The sequence below is a fragment of the Corallococcus sp. CA041A genome (genome assembly GCF_003612075.1).
In the GTDB taxonomy this organism is placed as follows: Bacteria; Myxococcota; Myxococcia; order Myxococcales; family Myxococcaceae; genus Corallococcus; species Corallococcus exiguus.
This window is the reverse complement of the sequence record NZ_RAWF01000145.1, coordinates 1-25,990: the sequence shown is the minus strand read 5'-3', so window position 1 is coordinate 25,990 and position 25,990 is coordinate 1. Positions and strand designations below refer to the sequence as shown.

General features: G+C 67.6%; 23 protein-coding genes. 12 read left to right on the top strand and 11 right to left on the bottom strand.

The window, feature by feature from the left end; all coding sequences use genetic code 11:
- Window positions 1–902, top strand: a 902-nt coding sequence (locus D7V77_RS24635; RefSeq protein WP_120578744.1) for a serine/threonine-protein kinase, incomplete at its 5' end; no start/stop codon positions are given.
- Window positions 903–1,058: 156 nt separating this feature from the next.
- Here the strand turns inward: D7V77_RS24635 and D7V77_RS24625 are convergent.
- On the bottom strand, window positions 1,059–1,559 hold the full coding sequence (locus D7V77_RS24625) for a hypothetical protein (RefSeq protein ID WP_120578743.1): 501 nt from the start codon (window positions 1,557–1,559) through the stop codon (window positions 1,059–1,061).
- An 86-nt stretch (window positions 1,560–1,645) separates the two neighbouring features.
- Here D7V77_RS24625 and D7V77_RS24620 point away from each other — a divergent pair, with 86 nt between their 5' ends.
- Window positions 1,646–2,224: a hypothetical protein gene (locus D7V77_RS24620; protein WP_120578742.1), complete on the top strand. Its 579-nt coding sequence runs from the start codon at window positions 1,646–1,648 to the stop codon at window positions 2,222–2,224.
- Here the strand turns inward: D7V77_RS24620 and D7V77_RS24615 are convergent.
- The 3 genes from D7V77_RS24615 to D7V77_RS24605 all read right to left on the bottom strand — a co-directional run bounded on the left by D7V77_RS24615 (window position 2,211) and on the right by D7V77_RS24605 (window position 5,817).
- A complete protein-coding gene (locus tag D7V77_RS24615) occupies window positions 2,211–2,963 on the bottom strand; it encodes a bifunctional 2-polyprenyl-6-hydroxyphenol methylase/3-demethylubiquinol 3-O-methyltransferase UbiG (protein WP_120578741.1) in 753 nt (250 codons plus the stop codon). The genes D7V77_RS24620 and D7V77_RS24615 overlap by 14 nt on opposite strands.
- Before the next feature lie 77 nt (window positions 2,964–3,040).
- Entirely contained in the window at window positions 3,041–5,491 is a 2,451-nt protein-coding gene (locus D7V77_RS24610; RefSeq protein ID WP_120578740.1) for an excinuclease ABC subunit UvrA, read from the bottom strand.
- Window positions 5,488–5,817, bottom strand: a complete 330-nt coding sequence (locus tag D7V77_RS24605) for a helix-turn-helix transcriptional regulator (RefSeq protein ID WP_120578739.1) — start codon at window positions 5,815–5,817, stop codon at window positions 5,488–5,490. The genes D7V77_RS24610 and D7V77_RS24605 overlap by 4 nt, the downstream gene beginning before the upstream one ends.
- A 190-nt stretch (window positions 5,818–6,007) precedes the next feature.
- Between D7V77_RS24605 and D7V77_RS24600 the strand changes: the two genes are divergently transcribed.
- Entirely contained in the window at window positions 6,008–6,643 is a 636-nt protein-coding gene (locus D7V77_RS24600) for a collagen-like protein (RefSeq protein WP_120578738.1), read from the top strand.
- Between the two features lie 5 nt (window positions 6,644–6,648).
- On the opposite strand, the gene D7V77_RS24595 is transcribed toward D7V77_RS24600, so the two are convergent.
- Together D7V77_RS24595 and D7V77_RS24590 are read right to left on the bottom strand one after the other, a co-directional pair.
- The gene (locus D7V77_RS24595) at window positions 6,649–7,185 is read right to left on the bottom strand and encodes a DinB family protein (protein WP_120578737.1); all 537 of its coding nucleotides are present in this window, start codon (window positions 7,183–7,185) and stop codon (window positions 6,649–6,651) included.
- A gap of 103 nt (window positions 7,186–7,288) precedes the next feature.
- The gene (locus D7V77_RS24590) at window positions 7,289–7,834 is read right to left on the bottom strand and encodes a hypothetical protein (RefSeq protein ID WP_120578736.1); all 546 of its coding nucleotides are present in this window, start codon (window positions 7,832–7,834) and stop codon (window positions 7,289–7,291) included.
- Window positions 7,835–7,988: 154 nt separating this feature from the next.
- Between D7V77_RS24590 and D7V77_RS24585 the strand changes: the two genes are divergently transcribed.
- The 3 genes from D7V77_RS24585 (at window position 7,989) to D7V77_RS24575 (ending at window position 10,384) form a co-directional block, all read left to right on the top strand.
- On the top strand, window positions 7,989–8,786 hold the full coding sequence (locus D7V77_RS24585) for an endonuclease/exonuclease/phosphatase family protein (RefSeq protein WP_120578735.1): 798 nt from the start codon (window positions 7,989–7,991) through the stop codon (window positions 8,784–8,786).
- 102 nt (window positions 8,787–8,888) lie between these two features.
- Window positions 8,889–9,878, top strand: a complete 990-nt coding sequence (locus D7V77_RS24580) for an alpha/beta hydrolase (protein WP_120578734.1) — start codon at window positions 8,889–8,891, stop codon at window positions 9,876–9,878.
- Window positions 9,875–10,384, top strand: coding sequence for a GNAT family N-acetyltransferase (locus D7V77_RS24575; RefSeq protein WP_120578733.1), 510 nt, complete (start codon window positions 9,875–9,877; stop codon window positions 10,382–10,384). Before D7V77_RS24580 ends, D7V77_RS24575 begins: the two co-directional genes overlap by 4 nt.
- Here the strand turns inward: D7V77_RS24575 and D7V77_RS24570 are convergent, their stop codons facing one another.
- The 5 genes from D7V77_RS24570 to D7V77_RS24550 form a co-directional block, all read right to left on the bottom strand.
- Window positions 10,385–11,419 (bottom strand): hypothetical protein, encoded by a 1,035-nt coding sequence (locus D7V77_RS24570; RefSeq protein WP_120578732.1) that lies wholly within the window; start codon window positions 11,417–11,419, stop codon window positions 10,385–10,387.
- 243 nt (window positions 11,420–11,662) lie between these two features.
- Window positions 11,663–13,498 carry a hypothetical protein gene (locus D7V77_RS24565; protein ID WP_126934845.1) on the bottom strand — a complete coding sequence of 612 codons (1,836 nt, stop codon included), beginning with the start codon at window positions 13,496–13,498 and terminating at the stop codon, window positions 11,663–11,665.
- Window positions 13,499–13,540: 42 nt separating this feature from the next.
- On the bottom strand, window positions 13,541–17,695 hold the full coding sequence (locus D7V77_RS24560; RefSeq protein WP_120578730.1) for an MG2 domain-containing protein: 4,155 nt from the start codon (window positions 17,693–17,695) through the stop codon (window positions 13,541–13,543).
- Between the two features lie 185 nt (window positions 17,696–17,880).
- On the bottom strand, window positions 17,881–19,299 hold the full coding sequence (locus D7V77_RS24555; protein WP_199733850.1) for a hypothetical protein: 1,419 nt from the start codon (window positions 19,297–19,299) through the stop codon (window positions 17,881–17,883).
- Window positions 19,300–19,556: 257 nt separating this feature from the next.
- Window positions 19,557–21,170, bottom strand: a complete 1,614-nt coding sequence (locus tag D7V77_RS24550) for an LVIVD repeat-containing protein (RefSeq protein ID WP_120578729.1) — start codon at window positions 21,168–21,170, stop codon at window positions 19,557–19,559.
- A 123-nt stretch (window positions 21,171–21,293) separates the two neighbouring features.
- On the opposite strand from D7V77_RS24550, the gene D7V77_RS24545 reads away from it, so the two are divergent.
- The 6 genes from D7V77_RS24545 to D7V77_RS24520 all read left to right on the top strand — a co-directional run.
- Window positions 21,294–21,776 (top strand): hypothetical protein, encoded by a 483-nt coding sequence (locus tag D7V77_RS24545; protein WP_120578728.1) that lies wholly within the window; start codon window positions 21,294–21,296, stop codon window positions 21,774–21,776.
- 233 nt (window positions 21,777–22,009) lie between these two features.
- A complete protein-coding gene (locus D7V77_RS24540; RefSeq protein WP_120578727.1) occupies window positions 22,010–22,780 on the top strand; it encodes a hypothetical protein in 771 nt (256 codons plus the stop codon).
- Window positions 22,781–23,001: 221 nt separating this feature from the next.
- The gene (locus D7V77_RS24535; RefSeq protein WP_120578726.1) at window positions 23,002–23,559 is read left to right on the top strand and encodes a hypothetical protein; all 558 of its coding nucleotides are present in this window, start codon (window positions 23,002–23,004) and stop codon (window positions 23,557–23,559) included.
- A gap of 58 nt (window positions 23,560–23,617) precedes the next feature.
- The gene (locus tag D7V77_RS24530) at window positions 23,618–24,427 is read left to right on the top strand and encodes a methyltransferase domain-containing protein (protein ID WP_120578725.1); all 810 of its coding nucleotides are present in this window, start codon (window positions 23,618–23,620) and stop codon (window positions 24,425–24,427) included.
- 42 nt (window positions 24,428–24,469) lie between these two features.
- Window positions 24,470–24,913 carry a hypothetical protein gene (locus D7V77_RS24525; RefSeq protein ID WP_158624488.1) on the top strand — a complete coding sequence of 148 codons (444 nt, stop codon included), beginning with the start codon at window positions 24,470–24,472 and terminating at the stop codon, window positions 24,911–24,913.
- 595 nt (window positions 24,914–25,508) lie between these two features.
- Window positions 25,509–25,990 (top strand): hypothetical protein (locus D7V77_RS24520; RefSeq protein WP_147452145.1); only part of this gene is annotated, 482 nt, incomplete at its 3' end.

Here is a 25,990-nt window from a genome sequence, read left to right as displayed (position 1 = left end):
GCATGGGGGCCGTCTACCTGGCGCGGGATGCGACGGGGGAGCGACGGGTGGCGCTGAAGGTGTGTGTCGCGCTCCAGCCGGATGCGGGAATGCTCGCGAGCTTCGCCACCGAGGCGCGCGCCATCGCACGGATCCAGCACCCGAACGTGGTGACCATGTATGGCGCGGGTGAGTTCGACGGGCGGCCGTACCTCGTCTACGAGTACGTGGACGGAAAGAGCCTGGCGGAGCTGCGGACGCCACTGCCATGGCAGCGGGTGCTCGACATCGCGGAGGGGCTCGCGTCAGGGCTGCGCGCCGCGCACCAGGGTGGGGTGCTGCACCGCGACCTCAAGCCCGGCAACGCCATCCTGAAACCTGACGGCACGGTGAAGCTGATCGATTTCGGGCTCGCGACGTTCGTGGGGCGCGGAGTCACGGCGCCTCGAGTGGTGCGGGAGGTGGTGGGGACGCCGCGCTACCTGGCGCCGGAGATCCGCATGGGCGAGTCCGCGACCCCGCGGAGTGACCTCCACGCGCTGGGGTTGCTGTTGTTCGAGCTGTGCACGGGCCGGTTGCCTCCGGCGCGGCGTGGCCCGGCGGCGCTGTTGACGGAGTGGCTCCCTGGAATCAATCCGGGCTTCGCCGCCGTCATCGCGTGCTGTCTCGCGGAGGACCCCTCGGAGCGATTCGCGCAGGCGGACGTGCTCTGCGCCGTGCTGGAGCACCTGCGACCGTGGTGGTCCTCAGTCCCGCCGTGCCCAGAGCACATCCCAGGTCCAATCCGGGAAGGTCTGCCCGGGGCGGGTGATCCGCACCCGCAGCTGGGAGGCGGCGACCTGGGCCTCCTGTCGTCGCGCCTCATCGAACAGCTGGGTGCGCAGGCCGGGCACGTCCACGTAGCTCGCGAACAGCATGCCTGACTCCCCCACGGGCTCGGGCGGGGAGAGGCCTGGCTCGGCGGGCTTGAGCCCCCATTCCACCAGGACGTCCGGATACACCTCGTCCAGGTCCATCAGCTCGACACGGACGCCCCGGGCCCCACAGGGACAATGGGTTCGGGCTTCATGGGGGCACGATCAGAGCATGGGGGAGAAGGGCTTCTTGAGGGTCAGCGTGAGGCCAATCTCCCGGCCATACGGGAGGCGGCCCGACAGGTCCCGTCCGTCCTGGAAGGGGACGTTGAAGCGGAGGCCCACGGAGCCGTAGACGAAGCCGAGGAAGGGCGCCACGTGGAGCGACGTCGTGGGCCGGTGGGCCGCCGTCCCCGTTTCGTGGGCCACGCCCGCCTCAAGCCCGAAGAGCAGGAAGGTGCCCTGGACGCCGCCACACAGCCGCGCATGGTCGCCGTCCATCCACTGCCCCTGTCCAAAGACGCCCACGGCGCCCGACCTGAAGGATCTCATGCTGTTGTTGTGCATCGCCACGTTGAGCGTGGACTCCAGGCCCACGCCCCAGGTGGTGTCCTCCTGGCGGCGGCTCACGCTCAGCAGCGGGCCCACCGTGTACCAGGGTTGCGGCGAGCCGTAGTCAGGCGACGCGGCTGGGACCATCAGGGCGAGCAGGGCAAGGGCGTTCATCGCGCCAGGATACGCGGGAGACCCGCCATCACCCCGGTTCCCCTCCAGACACTGTCCATGCAAGGGGATGCGTTACGCTCTTCCCCATGGCTCCCTCACCCTTCCATGCGGAGTTCCGCGTACTCATCGGCTCGGACTGGGTGCCGCTTCAGTCCCTGGAGGGGCTGGAGGCCGAAGCGGTGGACATGTACCTCCGTCGCCCGTCCGTGACCTGTTGCAGCTTCCAGGGCGGATTCTTCATCGACGTGGGCGGCCACCCCTTCAGCGATGACGGCTCGGTGGACGAGTTCTGGATGACCTGGAGCTGGTTCTTCGCGCTGAAGGCGCTGCTCGATGGCGCGGCGGAGGCGGGCGCCAACCCCTGGGAAGAGTCACACATGCGGCTCTGGCGCCAGGGGGACGTCTTGAGCATGGAGGACCGGAGCGCCTCGGAGAAACCCCTCTCGCCCCGGGTCGAAGTGGCGTTTCTTCCCTTCGCCCAATCCCTGGCGCGGCAGGGGCTTGCGTTCCTCGCGTGGGCGGAGCGGGTGCTCGCGGCGCTCGACGCGCGCGAGCCTCCGGTGCCTGATGCCCTGAAGGCGGAGTTCAGCCAGGCCTTGAAGCTTCCCCGCGACGTCCTGGAAGACGTCGCCTCCAGGGTGGGCGTGACGGCTACCGGGAGATGAGGATCACATCCTCATCCTGTTCCAGCCGGTACGTTCCGTCAGGCTGCTGGCAACGCTCGGCATGCGCACGGATTCGCGCATCGAGCCTTCCCGCCTCGTCCGGGTTCAGGACCGCCAGCTGCGCGGCCGTGTAACACCCCTCCAGCACGAGGAAGCGGCAGAGCGTGTACATCTCCTCGAAGGTCTGCGCGGCGAACCCGCTCATCGTCGGGATCGCCTCGTGGGGTAGGTGCTTCCGCTGCAACTCGGCGACGACCTCCTCGCTGAAATGCAGGGAGTCGGAGAACTCACGGCACATCGCATGGGTCGGCCCGCGGGCGGCGGCCATCACAATCAGACAACTGCCGCCGGGCCGCACGAAGCCGAGCAGTCTGTCAATGAAGCCGCCCCATTCAGACACAGGGACGTGATACAGGACGTGCGAGCAGACGACGAGGTCATATCTGTCATTGGAAGCGTACCGCTCCAGGGGGACAGGGATGACCGTCGCCTTCTCATGATGGAAGCCGGAGCTCTGCTCGGGGTGGGGTTCGAGCAGGGTGAGCGAGTCGAAGTGCGGCGCGAGCCGTTCCGCGACCTTGCCCGCCCCCGCTCCGACGTCCAGCAGGGTGGGGTGCTTGGAGAGACCTGGGAGCAGTCTCTCCGTGACGATCTGGTGGAGGTTCGTTGGATGCCTTGCGGACGCCGCGAGAATGCGGAACGCCGTGGCGTACTCCTGCGGTGACATCGTGATTGCCATGATTCTCCCCGGTGTCAGGACGACTGCCGGGGAGAGGCTACCATTCCGTCGCGCGGGGGGCTCGGAGACCCGTCTTGCTAAGACTTCTTCTGGGAACGAGCCCGGGTCGGCTCGGGTGCCTTCCCCGAGGCAGCCTTCGCAGCGCCACTGACGAATTCCGCCAGGTGCTTGCCGGTCAGCGTCGACTTCGCCGCCACCAGGTCGGCCGGGGTGCCTTCGAACACGATGCGTCCGCCGTCGTGGCCCGCGCCCGGCCCCAGGTCGATGATCCAGTCCGCGTGCGCCATCACCGCCTGGTTGTGCTCGATCACGATGACGGACTTCCCGGAGTCGACCAGCCGGTCCAACAGCCCGAGCAGCTGCTCGAGGTCGGCCAGATGCAGACCGGTGGTCGGCTCATCGAGCACGTAGACGCCGCCTTCGTCCCCCATGTGCGTCGCGAGCTTGAGCCGCTGCCGCTCGCCACCCGACAGCGTGGTGAGTGGCTGGCCGAGCCGGAGGTAGCTGAGGCCCACGTCGGCCATGCGCTGAAGAATGGCGGACGCGGCCGGCGTCTGCGCCTTGCCGGAGCCGAAGAAGGCGACCGCGTCCTTCACGGGCAGGTCGAGCACCTGGGCGATGTTGAGCCCTCCGAGCTTGTACTCCAGCACCGACGCCTGGAACCGCCGGCCTTCGCAGTCCTCGCAGACCGTGGTGACGCCGGCCATCATCGCCAGGTCGGTGTAGATGACACCGGCGCCATTGCAGGTCGGGCAGGCGCCTTCGGAGTTGGCGCTGAACAGGGCGGGCTTCACGCCGTTGGCCTTCGCGAACGCCTTGCGGATCGGCTCCAGCAGGTCGGTGTACGTCGCCGGGTTGCTCCGCCGCGAGCCGCGAATCGGAGCCTGGTCGATGGACACCACCCCGTCCCGGTTGCCCACCGAGCCGTGGATCAGCGAACTCTTGCCGGACCCCGCCACGCCGGTCACCACCACCAGCACGCCGAGCGGGATGTCGACGTCGACCTTCTTCAGGTTGTGTGTGCCGGCGCCGCGCACCTTCAGCACGCCAGACGGCTTGCGCACGGACGACTTCAGGGCGACCCGGTCGCTCAGGTGGCGCCCGGTGAGCGTGTCGCTCGCGCGCAGCGCCTCGACGGTGCCTTCGAAGACCACCTCGCCGCCAGCGGTGCCGGCTCCGGGGCCCAGGTCGACGACGTGGTCTGCGATCGCGATCATCTCCGGCTTGTGCTCGACCACGAGCACGGTGTTGCCCTTGTCGCGCAGCCGCAGCAGCAGTTCGTTCATCCGCTGGATGTCGTGCGGGTGCAGTCCGACCGTCGGCTCGTCGAAGACGTAGGTCACGTCCGTGAGCGAGGACCCGAGGTGGCGGATCATCTTGGTGCGCTGCGCCTCACCGCCCGACAGCGTGCCGGCGGGCCGGTCGAGGCTGAGGTAACCCAGGCCGATCTCCACGAACGATTCGAGCGTGTGCCGCAGCGACGCCAGCAGCGGGGCGACGGATGGCGAGTCCAGGCCGCGCACCCACTCGGCCAGGTCGCTGATCTGCATCGCGCAGGCGTCGGCGATGTTGATGCCCTTGATCTTGGAGGACCGGGCGGGCGCGCTGAGCCGGGTGCCCTTGCATTCGGGGCAGGAGGTGAACGTGACCGCGCGCTCCACGAACGCACGGATGTGCGGCTGCATGGCGTCCACGTCCTTGGACAGGAACGACTTCTGGATCCGCAGGATGAGCCCCTCGTAGGTGAGGTTCATCTTGTCGACCTTCACCTTGGTCTGTTCCTTGTAGAGGAAGTCGTGAAGCTCCTGCTTGGTGTACTTGCGGATCGGCTTGTCCGGGTCGATGAAGCCCGAGGCCCCGAAGATGCGCACGAGCCAGCCGTCCACGTTGTAGCCGGGGATGGTGAGGGCGCCCTCGTTGAGCGACTTGCTGTCGTCATACAGCTGGGTCAGGTCGATGTCGCTGACCTGCCCCATGCCCTCGCACTTCGGACACATGCCGCCGGTGACGTTGAAGACCTTCTTCTCGGTCTTGCTGCCCTCGCCCTTCTCGACGGTCATCTCGCCTGAGGCGCGGACCGACGGGACGTTGAAGGAGAACGCGTTGGACGAACCGATGTAAGGCTTGCCCAGGCGGCTGAACAGCACGCGCAGCATGGCGTTGGCGTCCGTCGCGGTGCCGACCGTCGAGCGGGAGTTCGCGCCCATGCGCTCCTGGTCGACGATGATGGCGGTCGTGAGTCCTTCCAGGACGTCGACCTCGGGGCGGCCCAGCGTGGGCATGAAGCCCTGGACGAACGCGCTGTAGGTTTCGTTGATCAACCGCTGGGACTCCGCGGCGATGGTGCCGAAGACGAGCGACGACTTGCCGGAGCCGGAGACGCCCGTGAAGACGGTGAGCCGCCGCTTGGGCAGCTCCACGCTGACGTCCTTCAGGTTGTTCTCGCGAGCGCCCTGGACGCGGATGAGGTCATGGCTGTCCGCGGGGCTCGAACGGCGCTGAGCGGCGGTCTTGTCGGAGGAGGTCATGGGTCCATTTTCTCCAGCAGTTGTTCGAGGCGGTCGACGTGCTCCGACCAGAACGCGCGGTAGTGCGCGATCCAGTCGATGAGCGGCTTCATTCCGCGTGGATCCACCCGGTAGTAGGTGCAACGCCCTTCACGCCGGCCCTTCACCAGGCCAGCGCTCTTCAAGGCAGCGAGGTGCTGGGAGACCGCGGGCTGCGAGATGTCGAATCGCGCCGTGAGGTCCTTCACCGCCGCTTCGCCACGCGTGAGTGACACGAGAATCGCCCGGCGGTTCGGGTCCGCCAGTGCCTGGAAGATCTTGTTCTCGGCCACGGCCACGCGCTGCATGCGCGACGCATAAGTTGAGGCTTTTGGATAGTCAAGCGCGGGCATACCCCTCCGGAGGGATTCAACGGAGAGGGTGCGGAGGCCTATTGGTTCCGCCATGCCAACGCGCTCCCTCGTCGTGGTTTCAATGTGTGTCTTCCTGTCTCTCGTCACTGCCTGTCTGGGGGATGAAGGGTCCCTGGGACCCCAGATGTCTCCGGAGTCCCTTGTCACCGTTTCCGACAGCCTCGTGGGCGCGGTTGTCTGCGAGCCCGGCAGGACCTTCTGCGACGGCGCGCACCTCTTCTCGTGCAGCCGCTCTGGCAGGGATGCGTTCAGCCTTGGTGCTTGTGCCGGAGGCTCGGACAGCAATCCGGTGGGCTGCTTCACGACGGATTGTCCCGGTGGCGCCACGGCTTGCTGCCGGCCCGCGAAGGCCACTTGTGACTGGTCGTTCACGAGCCCCGCCATCTCGGGTCAGACCTTTGGCTTCGATGAAAAAAGGGACAAGGAAAACTATTGCGTGGCGCCTTCGACCTGCGACCAGAACAGTTTCACCTTCTACATTGATCCGCCCAAGACGACGGGAAGCTGCCCCGAGATGATCGGCCGCTCCGTCCAGGTCATCATCGGCCGCCCGCTTCCGCTGGCTGGACAAGTCGTGACGCTGCCGGATTCGAGAGTCACCATTCATTCCGGTAGCGCTACGACCGCCTGCTCCGCATGGAGAGGGACGCTCATCGTCCATTCGGATGTTCCCAGTTGGCGGGTCAGCATCGATGCGACGTGCAGCAATCCAGCGTCGAGCGACATCCGCATCGTGGGAACCGCCAGCGGCGACGTCTGATTCAGCTATCTGTCCGCCACGGCCAGGACGAAGCGCGCGTAGCCCAACTCCGCCGCGTTCTTCATCAGCTCCACGTTCACCCACGCGACGATGTCCGCGAAGGGCCTGCCCTCCAGGGGCCACCGGGTGCGCGTCGACGCGTCTAGCTCGGAGTCGTCCAGCCCCATGACGGCGCTTCGCCACTGGTCGTGCAGGCGTGTGATCCATGCCTGCACGCCCTCGGCGGTTCCGGGCCAGTGCACGTCCTCGCGCTTCAGTGCGCCGGTACCAAACGAGTGGTCATGCACCATCGACCACCAGAACCCCATGTGCCAGGTCAGCCAGGCGATGGACGCGGGCCCGATGTCATAGCCCTCTGACTCCGGCCACTCCGCGCGCCAGACGCCGTCCGTGCCTTGCTCCACGTGCAGGCCCTTTCGTGCGGGCCGGAGCAGGCACTCCTGCGTGGTGAGCCCGTTGAGATGGTATTGGGTGAGCGCCCAGGCCGTGTCCAGCTGGGTCAGCAACACGCTTCGAAGGCTGCTGTTCTCCTGGGTTTCCATCCAGCGAGCCTTCCATGGCGGAGCACGTGCCTCAAGACCCAGCTGGACCCCACCGGCGGGTCATGGAGAAGCGGGCGGAAGGGGAGGTGGCCCGCGGAGTCCTTTATCCGATGGGAACTGGCGAAGGCGGACCCCCGATGAATCTCGCGGGCGTCAACAAGTAGTGAAGGCAAAGCGCGAAAAGGCCACCGAACAGCAGTAACGCCACGGCCAGCGCGGCTCGCCGTCTCATCGGCGAGTCTAGGCGCGAATGGAGGAGCACCGCGGGGCCAGTAACGCCGATCGCCAACCAGATGATGAGGCAGGCCAGTGAGGCCCCGAGCCAAACAGTCGCCAGCAATCCCAGCCGCTCGGAATCGGTCATCAGCGTGAAGCCCGACAGGACCCAGAGGCTCGTGAGCAGACTACCTACCGACAGGGCCGCTCCCAGTCGCCGGAGCCGCGTGAACCCATGGAGCCGTGCGAACGCCTCCAGTCCGAGGTCCAGTGTCGCTATGAGCAACAGGGGGGCCACCATCAAGGCGAAGGGTGGTGGAAACGCGAAGAGCGCATTGAAGGCGACGACATAAACCCAAGGCGCGGCGAGCAGGCCCGACAGCAGCGCATCGAGTCCGATCGCGCCCGGGTTCTTCCAACGTGCGGCGGTCATCGGCGTGTACCTCCAGGAGGAACGGGGACTCTGAACTCCCGCTCGAAGGTGTCGCTGTCTGGGGTCGAGGCGGGGTGGTCCGGTTCTACCTCGTTCCGGAGTATCCCAGGCGGAGCCGTATTCGCATGATGCCCGCGGAGGTAGTCTGTCCGGCATGCCGCTGAAGGTGATGACGCTCAACACCCTGATGGGAGGCGAGGAGCGGATGCCGCTGCTCCTGGCCCTCATCGCCCGTGAGCGCCCGGACGTGCTCGTGCTGCAGGAGTGCCTGGGTTGGGAGGACGGCGAGCGGCTCCGTCAGGTCGCCGCCGCGCTCAACCTCCCCGCCACCGACGCCCACGTGAGACTGGGCAGCGCGCGTCCCCGTCCCAGCGGCAGCCGCTACCACGTGGCCGTCGCGAGCCGCTTGCCCCTGCGCTCGGTTCGCGCCCACGCCAATGCCCATTTCATCGGCCACTGCCTCCTTGAGTGTGAACTGGAGACGGGCGCGGAGCCGCTGACCCTCTTCGCCGCCCACTTCGACTCCCACCATGAGTCCCTGCGCTTCGTGGAGGCGCGCTATCTGCGCTCCCTCATCGAGCCCGCGGCCTTTGGTGAGCGGGCCTTCATCCTGGCCGGGGACCTCAACTCCCTGTCCCGCGCGGATCCCTATCCGGTGGACCTGGCCGACCGCGTCCGCCGTGCGCGGGTGGACAAGTATGGCCACCCGCCACGCTTCGACGTCATTGACGACCTGGAGGGCTTCGGCTGGCTGGACACACTCCGACTCAAGCCGGCCGATTCCCAGTGGGTTACCGCCCGGCGCCAACGCGAGGGGGAGGTCATCGACTTCCGCACGGACTTCGTCTTCGCCTCGCCCACGTTGGCTTGGCGGCTGCTCGCGGCTCAAGTGGTGGACGTAGGCACGGCCTCCGACCACCACGCCGTGACAGCGCGCTTCAGCGACGCGTAAAGCGCCTCCTCGTGAACAAGAAGAGCAACCTCTGCTTCTCGGCCCAGCGTTCAGATGCAGAGATCGTTTGACGCGAGCGTCGAGGCTTGATCCTCTTCGAGGATGAGCGCTCACCCCATTGAGTTCGACCCACAGCTGGCCGCCCTCCTGCCCGCGCTGGAGGGGTATGTGCCCCGGCAGATGACGCTGGCGCAGCTGGAGCACTTCCGTGGCTTGAGCCGCGTGGCCCGGGAGGACCTGATTGGCGACGCGAAGGTCCACTGCGTCGATTACAGCATCCCCGGTTATCAGGGCGCAGAGATCACGGTCTCGGTCATTGCCCGGCAGGGCCACTCGGTTCCGGGGCCTGCCGTCTATTTCATCCATGGCGGCGGGATGGTGATGGGGACCCGCTTCGCGGGAGCGAAGCCGCTCGTGGACTGGGCGCTCCGTCATGACGCGGTCTGCGTGACGGTCGAGTACCGGCTGGCGCCCGAGCATCCGGCGCCGACCCTGGTGGAGGACTGTTACGCCGGGCTGCTCTGGATGGCTGCGAACGCCGACCGGCTGCGGTTTGATCCGAAGCAGTTGGTCATCTTCGGCGGGAGCGGCGGTGGCGGGCTCGCGGCCGGAACCACGCTCCTGGCCCGGGATCGGCACGGCCCGAAGCTGTTGGGTCAACTGCTGCAATGCCCGATGCTGGATGACCGCAACGAGACGGAATCCGCCCGTCGGTATGACGGCGTCGGAGTCTGGGACCGCACCAGCAATCTGACGGCCTGGCGCGCGGTGCTGGGCGAGCGCTGTGGGGGCCCGGACGTGTCTCCCTATTCAGCGCCCGCGCGCGCCACGGACCTGCGGGGGCTGCCGCCGACCTTCATCGACGTCGCGGCAGGGGAGACGTTCCGGGATGAAGCCGTCGCATATGCGCGCGGCATCCTTGATGCCGGCGGCGAGTGCGAACTGCACGTCTGGGGCGGAGCCTTCCATGGCTTCTACGACATCGCCCCCCAGTCTGACGTGGCGCGCGCCTGCATTTCGACGCGCGACGCGTGGCTGGGACGGATGTTCGCCCGCGGTGTTGCGAGCGGGGGCACACTGCCTGTCCCATGAGTGTGCATCCCTCTGCGCGCCTGCGCCCCGCCCGCCTCGACGAGATCGCGCGTGTGCGCGAAATCGAGCGCCTCTCCGCGCGCCGTTTCCTGGGCACGGACCTCGCGGCCCTGGTGGAGGATGAACCCACCGACTCGGCCACGCTCGCGGCCCGCATCGCCACGGGCGGGCTGACCGTCGCGGAAGGGGAGGATGGGCGTCCGGTCGCATTCCTGATGGCGCGACCCGTGGAGGGTTGCGGTTACATCGAGCAACTGGACGTTCTGCCGACCCATGCCGGACGGCGGTTGGGCGCCGCGCTGATTTCGGCCCTCGAGCCGGCATGGCCCGCCCTGTTGCTCTCCACCTTCCGCGACGTGCCGTGGAACGCGCCCTACTACGCGCGGCTGGGCTTCCGGGTCGTCGAGACCCTGACGCCGGCCCTGGAGGTCATCCGGGCCGAGCATCTTGCACGGGGGCTCGACGAGAGCCGGCGGGTGTTCATGCGCAAGGACAGGATGCCCTGATCACGGTTGTGCCACGCCCGTCTCGTACGCCTTGCGGACGGTCTGGGCACAGGCGCGTGACTTCTCGCCCTCCTCGTTGCCGAGCTGACGGCTGCGAGCCAGGACCATGTACCGGGTCCTGGCCGCGTTCACCCAGGGATAGAAGCCGAACGCCCCCGCCGATGAGTGGCCCGTCACGGTCCAGGAGCTGCCGACGGTCTCTCCTTCAATCCAGTGCCCGAGCCCGTAGTACGCCTCGCCCGCGGCGGACCACGGCGTGTAGGCCACGTTGGGTCCTCCGGACCAGGCGGGGACGGAGTCCACGGTCAGCTTGGAGGACAGCGCGTACTGGGTGTTGATCATCTTCAGCAGGAAGACGCGGTACTGCGCCGCGCTGCCGGAAAAACCTCCAGCCACGGCGACGTCGCTGTCGGACTCCGGGAAGGTGGTGCCCAGCAAGGGATTGAGCCAATCCATGACGCTCAGGAGGCCGGTGCCCTTGCGCGCGCCGATGTCATCCAGGGCCAGCTTCTGCATGTGCCCGCCGTTGTAGAAGAAGCGGCCGTTCTGGAGCGGGCGATAGGTGACGTCCTTGAAGGACGGTCCGTAGCACGCGGAGACGGTCGTCCCGGCGGCGTCACACAGGGTAGTGTTCTCGTCGATGTAGCCGCTGGTGAAGTTGAGCCGCTTCTTGTCGTCCGAGGTCAGGTTCGCGTAGCCCTTGGACTGCACGTAGGCCCCTGCGTACAACCACTTGCTCGCGGACGCGATGGGCATCACCGTCGTGGCCGTGACGCCGCTGCCCTTCGTGAGGCCGTAGAGCAGCCCGGACCCGTTGCCAATCTCCCAGTAGAAGTTCCCGAGCGGTTTGCAGCCCGCCGCGTTGTTGGCCGTATCCAGCGCGGCCTGCTCGTACACGGTGAGGGCCGCCTGGGACGTTCCCCAGGTCACGCCATCGCCGGAGTCGAACGTGTCCTCCGGGCTTCCACAGCCGGCGGTGCCCAGGGCCCACAGCGCGCACGCCCAGATGAACTGCGTCGTTCCGCTTCGCTTCATGGGGACTTCCTCCAGGAAAGCCCCCATGAACCCGGACCGCGCGCGGAAGTTGCGCGGGAAACGCGCTCAGAATCTGAAGTTCCACCCAGCCAGGTGCTGCAGGTCACGGGCGCCGCCGTTGGGGTGCGCTCTGGCACGGGCTGACCGTCTTGCGGCGCGCGGTAGGCGCTGGTGGTGGCGGGGTGGGCCAAGGGTGCGGCACGGGAAGAAGCCCCCGTTCTATCGTAGAGAGAGGCTGTCACGTCACGGCCAGAAGCGGACCAGTCCCGGCTCCGGCACCGTCTTCGCGAGCAGACAGCCATTGGGCTCACGGATGAAGCCAGACACGGAGTTCAGCCGGACGTCCAACCGGAGGATGCCGTTGGTGCCAAACCCCGGGTCCACCGGCCCGTGCCGGGTGAAGCGCACCACCGCCAGCCCTCCACCCCCCTCAATCTGTCCCACCGTGTAGGGCGTGCCTGCGTCATCGAAGAACAACTCATTGGCCGAGCCGATGGCGAGCTGGCGCGGCGGCATCGTGGTGCTTCCCGTGCCGAAGTAGATGCGCGTGCCGGTCTCGTCGTACCACTGCACGAGGAGGTCATAACCGGGGGCATACGTGTTGAGGAGTGAGACGAACCGGCCGTGCCCGTCCGTGGCGACGTTCCGATGGAGATTGGGGCTGCTTTCCACCGACCACCTGGCCTGCCCGGTCTTGCCGTCCATGCGGACGAACCCCAGTCCGTGGTTGCCCGGGCTGCCACTGTCGAAGAGCGAGACGGCGATGACCACGGTTCCGTCCTTCGTCTGGAGGGCCTCGCGTAGGTTGTTGAAGCGCTGTTCATAGGCCGGGAGCGCGTACGTTGCCCGCCCCTCCGTCCCGAACCCCGCGACAGGCCTGCCATCCGCTTCCCACCGTTGCACGGCGTAGACGTAGGGTCCGCTTTGGGTCAGGTCGTAGTCGTAGTACGTCAGGGCCACCGACACCCGGCCCGCCTCGTCCGCGAGGAGCTTCACCAGGGAGCGGGGCGCGGCATTGAACCGCGTCGAAACGACGCCCTCGTCCCCGAAGCTCGTATCGAGCATGCCCGTGGCGAGGTGGCGCGAGACGAGGAAGGTGCAGGGGGTCGCGTTGTCGCCGTCGTGGCAGTCGGCGGCGGTGCCCGCCACGAGGCTTCCTCCCGTAGGCAGGGCCTTGAACGCGAGCATGCGAGACACCGCCGGACGCGTGTGCGTCGCCGACCCGAGCATCCCGAACGTCAGGTCCGGGATGCCGTCCGCATGGTGGCGCTCGAGCACGAAGCCCTGGGCGCTCGGCCAGGAGGCGTTGGCGATGGGATAGGCCGTGAGCAGCTTGCCGTCCGGCGATACATCGAGGAACCGCGACCCATCCGCCCAGCCCAGGGGCACCACGGGGAAGGTGGGGTCCAGCGTGAAGGAGGGGCCCGCGACCAGCATCCGCAACGGACGCGAGGTGGACCGGCCCTCCGCGGTGGCCACCAGCGTGGCGTCAAGGCGGGTCCCCGGCCCGACGCGCCCGGACACACTCACGACCAGCGCCGCCGCGCTCGTGCCCTCCGACACATTCCGGTCGGCCACGAAGAACTCGGAGGGCAGGCCACGGATGGAAAGGGTGACGGGACCGGTGAAGCCCTCGTGCCGCTCGACGCCGACGCGCAAGACCGCGAAGTCGTCGCCGCGCACGAGCAGCTCGGACGGGGCGCTCAGGTCGACAGGCAGGGGCAGGGGCACGTCCGGGCCGGCATCCGGAGCGCCGGCATCCGCCGTGCCGGCATCCGTTACACCGCCATCCGCGGGGCCCGCGTCGGGGGATTCGACGATGCCCCCCGCATCGCAGGTGGCGCCGGCACACGAGGCGTCGGGCGTCGTCACGGTGGACGCATCCTGACCGCCCGCATCTGCCTGGGGTTCGACGGGGCCGGGCTTCTGGATGGGCTCCTCGTCACCACAAGCGGTGGTGAGCGGGAGGATGAGGGCGAGCGCGACGAAGAGGGCTCGCCGGCACTGGGGAGGACGGGAGGGCTGGGGCCGGTGGGTCATGGACGGGAGCAGGTACGGGTGTACCTGCCTATACGTCATGCCCACCGGTCCCTGGTCGGAGGCCCGGTCGATTCGGTCCGGCTACGGCTTCGGTGCGATGGAGACCTTCACGCCCTCGCTCCACACCTTGTGCTCGTCCGCGTAGTACAGGTACGCGCGGCTGGACGGGCCCGTGTAGGTGCCGGGCACCGCGGCCACCAGGGACAGCGGCACGTCGATGCGCTTGTTCGGCTCCATGCCACGCCAGTACAGGACGACGTCGCGCCCGAGCACCTCGTACGCATCCACCACCTGCCGCTTCACCAGCTCCTTGAGCTGGTCGTGGCGCACTTCCAGTCCGCCCGGCACGCCGAAGATGGCCACCGCCGTGGGCAGCTTCTGGCCCGTGCGGTTGGCCACCACCACCCGCGCCTCCGTGGGCTCACCCTCGGTGAGGGCCGTCTTCGCCAGCGCCACCTCCAGCGTCACGGCCGTGTCCTTGGAGCTGTCCGGCGTCAGCATGTTGTAGGTGACCTCCACCGAGTACGGCAGCTCCGCGCCTCCCTCCATCCGCAGCTCCACGCGGCGCTCGCCCGTGCCCAGCAGCGCGCTCACGTCGGGCAGCTTGAGGGCTTCCTGGGAGGAGCCGTCGAAGCGCACCGGCTCGCCCACCGGACGGCCATCCACGTAGACGCGCACCAGCCCCGGGGTGAGCTTGGACGCGCGCGCCTTGTCGTAGGCGATGATGGCGCGCAGCGCGAGCACCGTGCTCTGCGTCGCGCCGTAGCGGCCACCGTCGCTGGACTCCGCGAGGAACTTCATCGCGCGCTCCACGTTGCCCACGTAGGCGGGGTCGCGCATCCACGCCAGCGTCGCCAGCGCGGTGGTCTCGATGTTCAGCGTCTCGCCCATGCTGCCCACGATGGACTGCGTCGCGCCGTCCACCACGCCTTCCTTCCCCTGCGCGGAGGCGAGCCGGCCCATCAGCTTCCGGGCCTCGGCGGTGTCACCGGCGAGCGCCAGCACGTTGGCCGCCAGGGCCACCACGTAGCTGTTGGTGCTCTTCGCCGCCGCGGCCTTCACCGAGGCCACCTCGCGCGACAGCTCCTTCGCCTGCGAGGCCGGCTGGCCCGCGCTCTCCAGCAGCGTCCAGACGATGTATGCGTTCGACGTGTCCGGGTCCTCCACCCACACGTGCAGCGCGCGGCGCTTGCGATTGAAGCCGCCCTGGCCGTCCCGCTGCTGGAGCAGCCACTCGCGCGTGCGCTCCATCATCGCGGTGTCCACGTCGCGCACCTGGCGCATGTCCGTGAAGTGCAGCAGGCCGAACGCGGTCAGCGCCTCATGGCCGGGGTTCTGCCCGAACCACTCGTAGCCCTTCTCGGACGTCTCGTAGCCCACCAGCCGCTGGTAGCCGCGCTCCAGCTTCTCTTTCGCGCTCGCCACCAGCTCCGGGTTCACGCCGGTGTGCGTCTGGAAGTACTGCTGCGCCATCGTCATGGGGTACGTCGTGGAGCTGGTCTGCTCGAAGCAGCCGGAGGGCTCCTGGATGAGGCGGGCCAGCGACTCCGTCATGTTGGCCAGCGGGCCCGGGTACACGGCGATGGACGTCCGCACGGTGCCGGGCACCAGGCTCTTGGGCAGCACCACCTGATGCGCCGCCGGTGCCTTCGCGGACACCAGCCCGCCGTAGGACACGCGGCCCGGGAAGCCCCGGGGCTTGATGGACAGCGTGCGGGTGACGACGTCCGTGAACTCGCCCGCGCTCGCCGTGAGCTTCACGTCCACCGGCTTGGCTTCCTGGCCAATCTCCAGGGAGAAGAGCTGCCGGCCGCGCGCCTGCGAGGCCAGGTCCAGCGTGGGGCCGCCGGAGACCTTCACGTCTCCCTTCAGCTCCACCTTCACCCCCGCGCCCGAAAGCCGCGCCTCCGTCCCGTTCACCAGCGCCACCGGCAGCCGCACCACGTCTCCCGACGTCACCTCGAGCGGCAGCTTGGGCTCCGCGTAGAACGGCTGCACGGACTCCAGCTCCGCCACCGCCGAACCGAGCGCGCCGTCACCGCCCACCGCTCCCGCGAACGCCTTGAACGTCGTCACCGAGTCGCTCATCGCGAAGGACACCCGCGCCTCGCCGGTGCGGGCATCCGTGCGCACCCCGGCGTTCCAGTAGAGCGTCTCCGCGAAGTCGACCCGGTCTCCCGACTTGCGGTTGGGCCGCGCGGTGTGCGCGAACTCGCGGAGGTAGATCAGCTGCCCCTGGATGACCTGCTTGTCGTCGGCGTTGAAGTCCCGCTTCGCGCGAAGGCTCCTCCTGCGCTCCATTGGCGCCTCTTCCTCCTTCGCCGCCTGGAGCACGGGGGCCGGTGCCTCCACTTCCGCGGGCGCATCCGCCGGGGGCATGGGAGGCGGAGCCGCCGCGGCGACGGGGGCCATCTGGGGGACGGCCGCGCCCTCGGCCTCGCCGGCGAAGGCGACATCCTCGTCCACGACGTTCCGGTCCATCAGGGGCTCTTTCATTCGCGGCATGCCCCCCACGGCGGCGCCGCGTCCGGCCTTGGCGATGGCGGACGGCCGGGGCTTGCGGACGGGCTCCGGCGGCCAGCGCACCGCGAGCACGCGCATCGCCGCGTCACCATGCCGGGCGAGGAAGGCCTTCGTGTCGGTCAGCGCGAAGCGCCGCCAGCCCTGCGTCCCCAGCAGCAGGTCCACCGCCAGCTTGGACTTCGGATTCTTCGAGTCGAGGTAGAGCTGCGCGTCGGCCAGCTCCTTCACCTCCGGCTCCAGCAACACCATGACCGGGAGCTGAGGCGCCTGGTCGCGCTTCTCCTGGAGCTCCAGCACCGCGTCATCCGTCACGGTGAGCATCACCAGCGCGGAGACCGGCTGACCGCCGCGCGTCGTCCGGGCCGTGAGCTGCACGGGGCCACCGGGCACGTAGCGCGTGCGGTCCGCCTTCAGCTCCACCGACAGCTCCTTCGAGGGCTGGCGGAACACCAGCCGCTCCGCGAGGGGCCGCCCGTCGTGGTCCCACACCGTGGCGACGAGCACGCCGTCCGCCTCGCCGGGGTTCAACGTCACCGGCCCGCCCTTCACGTCGTCCAGCACCGCGGAGGCGACGCGCACCTCGCGCTGGCTCAGCGTCACCGTCGCGCGGCCGACGTTGGTCAGGCCCACGACGAGCTGCACCAGCTTGCCCGCGGGAACCACGTCGTCGCGCACGCGGATGACGGCGCCCCTCGGCTTCACTTCCGGCAGCGGGAAGCTCTTCCGGATGCCTGAAGGCGAGTCGATGCGCAGCGCGTACCGCACCCCCGCCTGCGGGGTCAGCTCGAAGCGGCCACGGCCCTCGTGCTCGGAGCTCACGCGGGCGACGACCTTGCCGCTCTCTACCTCCACGATCCGGCCCATCAGGTCCGCCGGCTTGCGCGCGGGCGTGCGCGCCTCGAAGTAGACGCGCGAGGCGAGCCCCGCCACCAGGTCGCCGCCCTCCGGGTACATGGCCAGGTCCAGCGTCTGGAGGAGGATGGGGATCGTCTTCGCGGCGGACTCCACCACGCCGCCGTCCTGGATGGTGAAGGCCAGCGTGCCCTCGCCGCGCTCCATGGCGGCGGGCAGCGGGAAGCTCACCGTGCAGCGCCCCTTCGCGTCCACCGTGCACGGCACCTGCGCCACGTTGGCGCCATCCACGAGCGCGTTGGCCGTCACCTTCGCGCCCGCGGGCACGCCGCCCTCCGCGCGCTTCACGTCCAGCGTGGCGGTGACGGTGTCGCCCGGCCCGTAGCCGTCCCGGAGGAACTCAATCTGGGACTTGAGCCGGGGGGCCCGGTAGGCGCGCACGTCGAACTTCCGCTCCGCGGGGGCCGCGCCCGTCCACGGATAGGTGACGCGCAGGGTGTACTCGCCGCCGGCCTGGCCAGCGGGGATGGGCCAGGCGTAGCCCCAGACGGAGTCCGCCGTGGAAGCCGTGCTGGTGGTGACGACGTCCCCCTTGGGCCCGCGCACCTCCACCTGCGCATGGAGTGAGCCCGCGTACGGCTTGCGGTTCAGGGCGTCCAGCACCAGGCCCCGCACCAGCACCTGCTCCCCGGGGCGGTAGAGCGGCTTGTCGGTGGTGACATGGGTCAGGTAGCGGTTTTCGCCCCCCAGGGAGCGTGAGGTCGCCCGGGCCGCGAGGACCTGGGGCGATAACGTCACGAAGACGGCTGCGACTCCCAGCGGCAGGAGCGCGCGCAGGGCAAACGGGACGAAGTGGGCCATGGCGGCATTCAACGGCCAGGCACGCCAGAAGTTCTAGCCCTCCCCCAGGAGGTCCTGGAGGACTCCGTGCCGCCGCTCCTGCGAGGCGCTGATGCGGCGGTGCAAGCGCACGGAGTTCGTGGCCTTGTCCCGGTTCCGCGGCGCTCAGCGAGGAGTGCCACGGAACCGAGACCCCTCCGGGTCCTTCAGCGGTCGTCGCCGTCTCGCCCCGCGGAGGCGTCTACCGTGGGACTGACCTCCTGGCGCCCGCCCGTCAGCAGCCAGGCGCGCTGACTGGGGGCGAAGCGAGGTGCGAGATAGCCATCGTTGATCTCGCGAGTCACCGCGAAGCGATTGAACGCCGTGGCGGGGATGAACAACCGCGAGTTGTCCGCGAAGCCATCCGAGGAGGAGTCGACGTCGCCCTCGGCGGCCGAGACGACGCCGTCACCATTCATGTCGACCCGCGCGACTTCCCGGGCATAGGCCTGGAAGAGGCGGCGGTTCAGGTTCTTCTCCCAGGGCATGAACGACGCCAGCCGGACATAGACATCCAGGAAGATTTCGTTGGCGAGCCCGCTCGGGATGAATCGCTGGCGGAACTCACGCTGGGAGTCGATTTCCGCGTCGAAGAGGTCCGGATCGCGGGGACGATACGGGCTGTCTCCATACTCTTGCGGAAAGTTCTTCACGCCCAGGGGCCCCGAGCCGGGGACGATTGACTTCAGCAAGCCAATCTCACCGTCCTCGAAGGCGTCAGGAGGCGCCCCAATCTTGTCGGGGAAGCCACCGGTGAACGGCAGCTCGTAGAGCGGGTGGACCCAGTTCGTGGTGTAGTTGAACTCCCAGTAGTTGTGGACATCCAGTTGCTGCAGGGCGTTGTACGCCCCCATGCTGAGCTGGATGGGAACGACGTTGCTCTGAATCCACGGGAAGCGATCGTTCTCGCTCGGGAACCGGACGCCCTTCCCATCCGTCGTGAAGAGATTCCCGGGGACGTTGTTGTGGTGGCCGATCTTCGCCAGCATCGCCGCATCGGCGGCGGTCATCGTGCCGAACTGGGCACGCCCGTCAGGACGCGGGGGCGCGACCGGCGGGACGACCAGGTCGTGGATCATCCAGCCTTCGTACCACCCGCTCTCGTTGTTGATGACGAAGAGCCCGGAGATGTCCGTGAAGACGTCGATGAAGGCACGGACGTTGTTCGGGTCGGTGGGAAGCCCGGGCTTCGGCTCGACGACGAGCCGTACCGACGCGATGGTAGGAAGACCGCAGTTGCCGCCCGTGGCCGTCAACATCGCGGTGTCATTGACGCCGGGAATGATGCTGACGAAGACGTTGCGCTCGAAGCCATTGGTATCCAGCAGGTAGTACTGGAAGAGTTGGCTCGGCGTGTCCGCCTCCGCATAGGCTTGCATGGGGAGGAAGGTGTGCGGCCGGCTTGCGAGCCGGAGGATCCGATCCTTCAGCGGCGTGGGCAGCGCGACGATGTCCCCACGTTTGGCCACAGTGGCGACATCCGCGTTGGCATTCGGGTTGGGATGGCACGGCGGCGGCGGTTGCTCCGCGTGAGCCTGAAGCGGAATCCATGGGGTGACCAGCGCGAGCCATGCGATGGCACCCATGGCGCGTCTGCGCACGTGCATGAATGGAGAGACAATGTGGGGAGCTTGCACTTCGATCCTCCTTCGGGCGGCGTGCCGACCGTGTACGGAAGAGGGCAGGGGACGCCTGCCTTGCTTCCTCGACTGCGCCGTGGATCTAGGCCCTGGCCCGCTGGACGTTCAGTGTCCGCACGTCCTTTCCGCGTGAGCAGAATGCGACGGCCAGGGGACCCGATCGTCTCAGGAGCGCAGGCTCCTCCCTCTCACTTCTCGCGCGCTCAGGGCTCGTTGAAGATGAGCAGCCCGCGCGAGGTGTCCACCGCGTAGACAAACCCGTCGCCCGGGACGCGCATCCCCATGACGCCCTCGTAGACGACGCCCAGCCGCTTCGGGTCGGTCTCACGGTAGGCGTTGAACCAGGCAATCTCCTTGGGGAGCGTGGGGTTGGCCACGTCGAACACGCGCACGCCTTCCTGGTACCAGGCGACGTACAGCTTCGTGCCCTTCAGGATCATGTTGTGGATGGAGGTGGTGGGACGCAGCCGGTGCTCGCCGATGAGCTGGATGTTCGCCGGGTCGGTGACATCCAGCACGCGAAGGTGCGCGCCCTCCTGCTCACTGCCCTCGAACGCGATGGTGCGGCCCGCGAAGGTCCCCACCGCGCTGGCATGGCTGTACTGCCGGTTGTAGTGGTACTTGCCCAGCTCCTTGACCTGCATCGGGTCGCTCGGGTCGGTGACCAGGAAGCCGATGTCCGTGTGGTTGATGTAGAGGCGGCCCTCGTAGGCGAAGGAGTCGTGCGGATAGCTGGTGACGAACTCCTCGGACGAGAAGACGACGCGGTTGAGCAGGACGGGGTCTCGCGGGGACGTGATGTCGAAGATGATCGTCTGCGCGGGCCGCAGCGCCATGGCGTAGAGCCGGTTGCCATCCACGAACAGGGTGTGGACATTCGGGGGCGCGCCGCTGGGCACGCTGCGGAGGTAGGTCGGATCCCCCGGGTTTGAAATGTCATACAGGATGACGCCGGAAGCCTTGGTGGCGACGTAGAGGACGTCGTCCTTGGCCCACGCGGCGTTCCAGTACCCGTCGCCCGGCAGGGAGATGACCTTCTTCAACACGGGGTGGTTGCGGTCGCTGACGTCGAAGACCGTCAGGCCTCCCGAGGGCATGTCCGGCTTGAGCTGGATGGACACCACGTAGGCATGGTTCTTCGTGACGTAGACATCCACCGGATGGCCAATCCCGACGACGGACTCGGAGACGAGGTTCAGGCCCCCGGAGGACTCTGCCTCACCGCGGCTCAAGACCAGGCGGTCCGCGTCGAACGTCCCCTTCTCCGTGAGCACGCCGTTGGTGCAGACCGCATAGCAGCCGGTGATGTGGTGGGGCTGGGGCACGTCACAGCCCGCCAGCGCGGTCTTGATGGCCACGCCCCGGGTCGTGGTGAAGACGCTCGTGAGGAGCATGCCCTGGTCATCGAACTGCTGCCGGGTGAAGCGATCGAAGTTCGAGGTTCCCGTGCCGCCCCCTTCCGGGAGCAGGAGGCCAGCTCCGCCCCAAGGGTACTCGCCGGTGTCCGGTCGCAGCTCGGTCTGGTAGATGCCGTGCCGTGACGCCGTGCGGAGCGCGCTCGGGTTGCATTGCGACAGGTTGAAGAGGGCCGGGGTGTCGCAGTCGATCTCGGTTCCCAGTGGCGGGGTGAACTCGCAAGGAGCGAAGACACCGCGGTCAATCCAATCGCTCTTCTCTTCGATGGGGGTGGAGGTGCCATCCCAGGCCACGACAGGGGGCGTGCCGGCATCCGGTGTCCCCCGGGTTTCAGCGCAGGCCGTCAGCACCAGGGAGCAGGCAAGCAGCCGCACCCCCAGACCACGAGGAAGAAAGGTCATCGATGGGCTCCCTTGCAGCGTTGTTCTCTGAATGGATAGGAGCCCCGCGCCGCCGCCGTGATGCATTCCGGTTCCAGGATTGTGTCCTGGCGAGGTGTCACCCGGGGGAGTATGAGCAATGCCATGAGCAACGAGCAGACGCCCGCCGAACCCGAAGTGATGGAGCCCACGTTCTGGCGGAAGAACGGCTGGACGGCCAAGGTCATCAAGAACGAGGACGACGACGGCTGGGCCGTGGAGATCCGCAAGCAGGGGATCCCCGAGCCCGTACTCATCAGCCCGTGGGTGATGGGCCGCGACAAGAAGAATCCCAAGCCCTTTGATGCGCCGGCGTTCGCGACCTTCGTGAAGACGGCCTCGGAGGTCCTGGATCGCTCCGCGCGACAGCACGATCAGGCCATGACCAAGAAGCTCTCCATCGCCTGGGAGGGCCTCTGGTACGAGGTCCGGCTCGAGATGGTGGCCGATGAGTATGACCCCCACGCGCTGCTGTCAGCCATCGACGACGCTGGCGCGACCGTCGCGAAGCATCGCGTGCCGGTGAACTTCAAGTTCACCCGGGACGTAGCAAACGCGTGGGTGCGCGGCGGCTTCAGCGAGCCCTGAGAACGCAATCCGGACGCAGGATGGCTTCGAGCTCGCCATCCTGCGTCCAGACTTGACCGACAGGGTTTCATCGTCACCCTGAGCTACGAGACTGGATGGGTTGGGGTTGCCTTTCCAGTGTCTCCATCATGTTTTGATCTTCTTGCAATGTCTGGGTTGCTGCCTCAGGCTGGAAGTCCACGAACACCCGATGTCCTGGTTTCGAGGGGGGTGTTGCAGAGGGGGAGTCTTCCATGCCGATGCGTCTCAACGTTGCTGCGCGGAACCTGTTTGACCTGGCCATTCCTGGCGGTGCCAGCCATGACCATCCGTCGTTCACGGTGGATCAAGCCCTCTCACGGCTGGACCAGATGGGGATCTTTCGAAACAACGTCCGCTACTACGATGCCGATCGGCAAGCCCACGCCGAGGTGGAGATCGTGGGGGGAAAGATCGTCCGCGCCAGGGATCGCCACATCTGGAGCAGTACCCGGGAATTCCTCAATTACAATGGGCTTTTCGCGGTTGGAATGGACGGCCGGGTCCTTGTCACGCAGGACGAAGGGGCGAGGGGCGTGGGCGCGGCCACGAGGAAGAAGCACAGCAGCATGCTGGCAGGAGGCCAGGCGATGGCTGTCGGTTGCTTCTCGACGAACGCCCAGGGATTCTTGACCTCCGTCGACAACAACTCCGGGCATTATGTGCCCAGTGCTCAATCACTGAACTGGTTCCTTGCGCAGTTGATCCAGCAAGGCCTCAACCAGATGAACCTGGCTGGGGTCCGTTACGTGTATTCGACCCAGTACGGTCCACAGAGTGTGGTGGTCAACCTGATCCGGTGGAATGCCCTTCAAACAGCGATGAGGTTCAATCAGCCGGCTCAGGTACTTACAGGCAATGGGCCGTTGAGTTTCAACCGGGTGGTAGGGCAGCGTGTGGTCGCCCCTCAAGGTGCGGCGCCCAGGCCGGGCAGGATTGTTAACTGCTGTTTCTCATGTTGCAAAATCGACCTGGAGGGGGAGTGACCGCGGTGGGGTCCCTTCAATTTCGTGCGGCGCCCCGGTGCAGGCTGCTGGAGGACGCGCAGCAGGCCGGCATCCGTCCGCGTGATGTCCGCCGGAGGGAAGCGCGCGTTCCCGCCTCCCCGGGCGAAGACCCGGATGTTCCGCGGGATGTCGCGGGGCTCGGGGTGCTATTGCAGTTGTATTGCGCTTTTGACGGGCAGGCTGGGATATAGCATCGGCCTGTGAACAAGCACTCCAGCACGAAGGTATTCGTCATCATCAGTGCCACGGTCGCCCTTGGCATTGGCGTGGGCGTGGTGAGCATCGGCCTCAAGGAGGGGGGCTTCCTGACGACCTCGGACGTGGGCGGACTCCCTGAGCTGGCCCAGGTCCAGGAGCAGCTCCGGCCGCTCGAGGCCTGTTCGCTCTCCTACCGACTGCGTGACAAACGAGGCCATCGCAAGCACCCGGACTCGGTCTTCATCCAGCCGTGCACGCGGGGTGAGTACATCAGCGTCGTCATCGACGTCCCGACGACCTGGGCATCCAGGGGAGTCGGCTTCGAGATGACCCGTGGCTCCATGACGGAGCCATGGGAGATCCTGGTCGAGAAGAAGGAGGTTCCCTTCCCCGACCTCAAGGAGGCCCTCGAGCACTTCGCCCCCCTCATCGTCGCGAGCTACCCCGAGAGGCTTCGTGAGCGACGCGGGGGCGCGAGTGAGATGGAACGCCAGCTGAACGAGCAGCGGCGCATGGAGCAGGAGCGCAAGGAGCGCGCGAAGGACTCGTATCCGCAGTGATGCTCGGTGTGCACGGGTGACTCCGGTGGTGTCGGCCCACGGATCGAAAGATTCGCCGATGCCATCCGAAGCCGCGCTCTTCCGGGGGCGGCGCGGGCTGACTACCGTCGGTTGCATGGACAACGTGGCGACGATGACGGAGAGGCTGCTGGCGGACGCGGGACTCCGGGCGGGAATGCGGGTGCTCGATGTCGGCTGTGGAAGGGGCGACGTGACCTTCATGGCCGCGAGCCAGGTGGGCGCGCAGGGACAGGTCGTGGGCGTGGACCGCGATGCCGGGGCGATTGAACAGGCCCGCGTGAGGGCTCGGGAGCAGGGCCTGTCGAACGTCTCGTTCGTGGAGGGAGACCTCCATGCGCTTCCGCGGGAGCAGGGCCTGTTCGACGCGGTCGTGGGACGGCGGGTGCTCATGTACCAGGCGGACGCCGTCGACGCCGTGCGGAGTCTCGCGAGGGCCGTGAAGCCCGGGGGGCTGGTGGTCTTCCAGGAGCACGACTCGACGGTGGGCCCGGTGAGCCTCAGGCCCTTGCCGCTTCACGCGCAGGTGCGTGAGTGGATCTGGCGCACGGTGGAGCGCGAAGGCGCGAACGTCCACATGGGCTTCGACCTGGCGTCGGTCTTCACGCAGGCGGGACTCACGGTCGAACAGGTCCGGGCGGTGGCCGTCGTGCAGACGCCGACCCAGGCGCATCCCACGGGCGCCATCGTCCGCGCGATGATTCCCCGAATCGTGAAGCACGGAGTCGCGACGGAGGCGGAGCTCGATGTGGACACGCTCGAGCAGCGGCTCACGGAGGAGCGCGTGAAGGCGGGTGCGACCTACATCGGGGAGCTGGCCTTCGGAGCCTGGGCGAGAGTGCCCGGGTAGCCTGGGGTCCCTGGAAGTCCACTGCGTCTGTATGCTCGGGGGATGTCCCTGTCATTCCTGGTGTTGGTGCTGATCGCAGTGGTCATGGGAGCCCTGATCGGCTTCTGGTTGCGCTCCTCCCATCGTGAGCAGCCAGCGGAGCCGCCCAGCCCTCTGTCTCCGGCGGAGGGGCAGAGGAACCTCGCGGAGTTGATCGAGTCCGGGCAGATGATCAACGCCATCAAGCTCTACCGGCAGCTTCATGGCTGCGGCCTGAAAGAAGCGAAGGACGCAGTGGAGGCGATGCGCGATGGCCGGGCGCGCATGGAGTCCCTGGAACCCAGTGGGTTGTCCGGCCCGGAAGTGAATGACGCCATCGAGCGCGCCGTTCGAAGCAACAACCTCATCCAGGCCATCAAGCTCTACCGCGACCAGCACGGCGTGGGCCTGAAGGAAGCCAAGGACGCGGTGGAAGCGATGCGAGCCGACCTGCTCCGGCGGGGATGATTTGTCCATTCTCGCCTATACTTCGGCGCCGCATCCGTCGCCCCCATCCTGATGGAGGTTCGATGCCGTTCACGCCCGTTCCCGCGACCTATCCCATCCAATACACCTGGACCAACGGTCCAACCGCCGCGCTCAACAACCGCCTCACGGCGGTCCGCGGCGTCGCCACGGGAGGGGGTGGTGAGCGACGCAGGTTGCAGGAGCCGAGAGTCAGGCGATGCGCAACGCGGAGGTGGGCCGCGCCCTCTTTCAAGGTCAGACCGCGGGCAACATGGGCTCCGTCCAGCTTGGAACGACGGAGAGGCTGTCGGATCAGATTGTCAGCGACCTGGCCTGGAGGGAGGCCACCACGGCACGTGGGGCACTGCCGGGGGTGGCATTGGCTCATCCCGCGGCGGCTCCGAAGCCCAGTCCCCACGCAGCCCATTTCCGGTGCCCGGTCTGTGGCGACACGCAGGCAATGAAAGCCAGGTACCGGCTCCACCGGATTTTCAGCCGGCATTGAGCCGGTGTGCGGGCGGTCCGGGCTTCACGCGCGAACGGCTTCACCGTCTTCTTCGTGGGAGGAATCTCCCACATCCAAGGAGCGATGACCGTGAGCGGCGACGACAAGCAAAAGCAGTATCCCTTCTTCTGGGGCATCTACTACGGCCTCGCGAGCAAGCCTCCCCAGCTGTTCGTCGGTGGGCTTCGCACGCTCGGGCAACTGGGCCTGCAGGGTCCGCAGCAACAGCAGGTGATCCAGTACCACAACCTGCTCACGGCCCGGGCGATCCGGGCGGGGCTCCGGTACGCCGCAGGGCTGAAGGTCGATCCGGCGACCGTCGCGACCCTCTGGAAAGCACTGCCTCCCGAGGCTCAGCAGAACACCCTCGACTGGGGACAGCAGCAGGTGGGGCAGTTCATCGGCGGCTCGGCGTTCAGCTGGGTCCTCGGCAAGGGGCTCGTGAAGTACCTGCCCAAGAAGATCGTCACCCCCGCGCTGTTCTTCCTCAGCTGCCAGGGCGCGATGGGGCTCTTCTGGAAGGATGGCTGGGACAAGGGGCCTCCGCCGCCTCCTCCCGGGGTGGGTGGGGG

Coding starts and splice junctions, on each gene's coding strand:
- D7V77_RS24610 (WP_120578740.1), bottom strand. CDS start 5,491: ATGACCTCCTCCGACAAGACCGCCGCTCAGCGCCGTTCGAGCCCCGCG.
- D7V77_RS24585 (WP_120578735.1), top strand. CDS start 7,989: ATGCCGCTGAAGGTGATGACGCTCAACACCCTGATGGGAGGCGAGGAG.
- D7V77_RS24555 (WP_199733850.1), bottom strand. CDS start 19,299: ATGGGTGCCATCGCATGGCTCGCGCTGGTCACCCCATGGATTCCGCTT.
- D7V77_RS24615 (WP_120578741.1), bottom strand. CDS start 2,963: ATGGCAATCACGATGTCACCGCAGGAGTACGCCACGGCGTTCCGCATT.
- D7V77_RS24590 (WP_120578736.1), bottom strand. CDS start 7,834: ATGACCGCCGCACGTTGGAAGAACCCGGGCGCGATCGGACTCGATGCG.
- D7V77_RS24595 (WP_120578737.1), bottom strand. CDS start 7,185: ATGGAAACCCAGGAGAACAGCAGCCTTCGAAGCGTGTTGCTGACCCAG.
- D7V77_RS24575 (WP_120578733.1), top strand. CDS start 9,875: ATGAGTGTGCATCCCTCTGCGCGCCTGCGCCCCGCCCGCCTCGACGAG.
- D7V77_RS24560 (WP_120578730.1), bottom strand. CDS start 17,695: ATGGCCCACTTCGTCCCGTTTGCCCTGCGCGCGCTCCTGCCGCTGGGA.
- D7V77_RS24625 (WP_120578743.1), bottom strand. CDS start 1,559: ATGAACGCCCTTGCCCTGCTCGCCCTGATGGTCCCAGCCGCGTCGCCT.
- D7V77_RS24605 (WP_120578739.1), bottom strand. CDS start 5,817: ATGCAGCGCGTGGCCGTGGCCGAGAACAAGATCTTCCAGGCACTGGCG.
- D7V77_RS24565 (WP_126934845.1), bottom strand. CDS start 13,498: ATGACGTATAGGCAGGTACACCCGTACCTGCTCCCGTCCATGACCCAC.
- D7V77_RS24545 (WP_120578728.1), top strand. CDS start 21,294: ATGAGCAACGAGCAGACGCCCGCCGAACCCGAAGTGATGGAGCCCACG.
- D7V77_RS24580 (WP_120578734.1), top strand. CDS start 8,889: ATGAGCGCTCACCCCATTGAGTTCGACCCACAGCTGGCCGCCCTCCTG.
- D7V77_RS24530 (WP_120578725.1), top strand. CDS start 23,618: ATGCCATCCGAAGCCGCGCTCTTCCGGGGGCGGCGCGGGCTGACTACC.
- D7V77_RS24570 (WP_120578732.1), bottom strand. CDS start 11,419: ATGAAGCGAAGCGGAACGACGCAGTTCATCTGGGCGTGCGCGCTGTGG.
- D7V77_RS24540 (WP_120578727.1), top strand. CDS start 22,010: ATGCCGATGCGTCTCAACGTTGCTGCGCGGAACCTGTTTGACCTGGCC.
- D7V77_RS24525 (WP_158624488.1), top strand. CDS start 24,470: ATGTCCCTGTCATTCCTGGTGTTGGTGCTGATCGCAGTGGTCATGGGA.
- D7V77_RS24550 (WP_120578729.1), bottom strand. CDS start 21,170: ATGACCTTTCTTCCTCGTGGTCTGGGGGTGCGGCTGCTTGCCTGCTCC.
- D7V77_RS24600 (WP_120578738.1), top strand. CDS start 6,008: ATGTCTCCGGAGTCCCTTGTCACCGTTTCCGACAGCCTCGTGGGCGCG.
- D7V77_RS24620 (WP_120578742.1), top strand. CDS start 1,646: ATGGCTCCCTCACCCTTCCATGCGGAGTTCCGCGTACTCATCGGCTCG.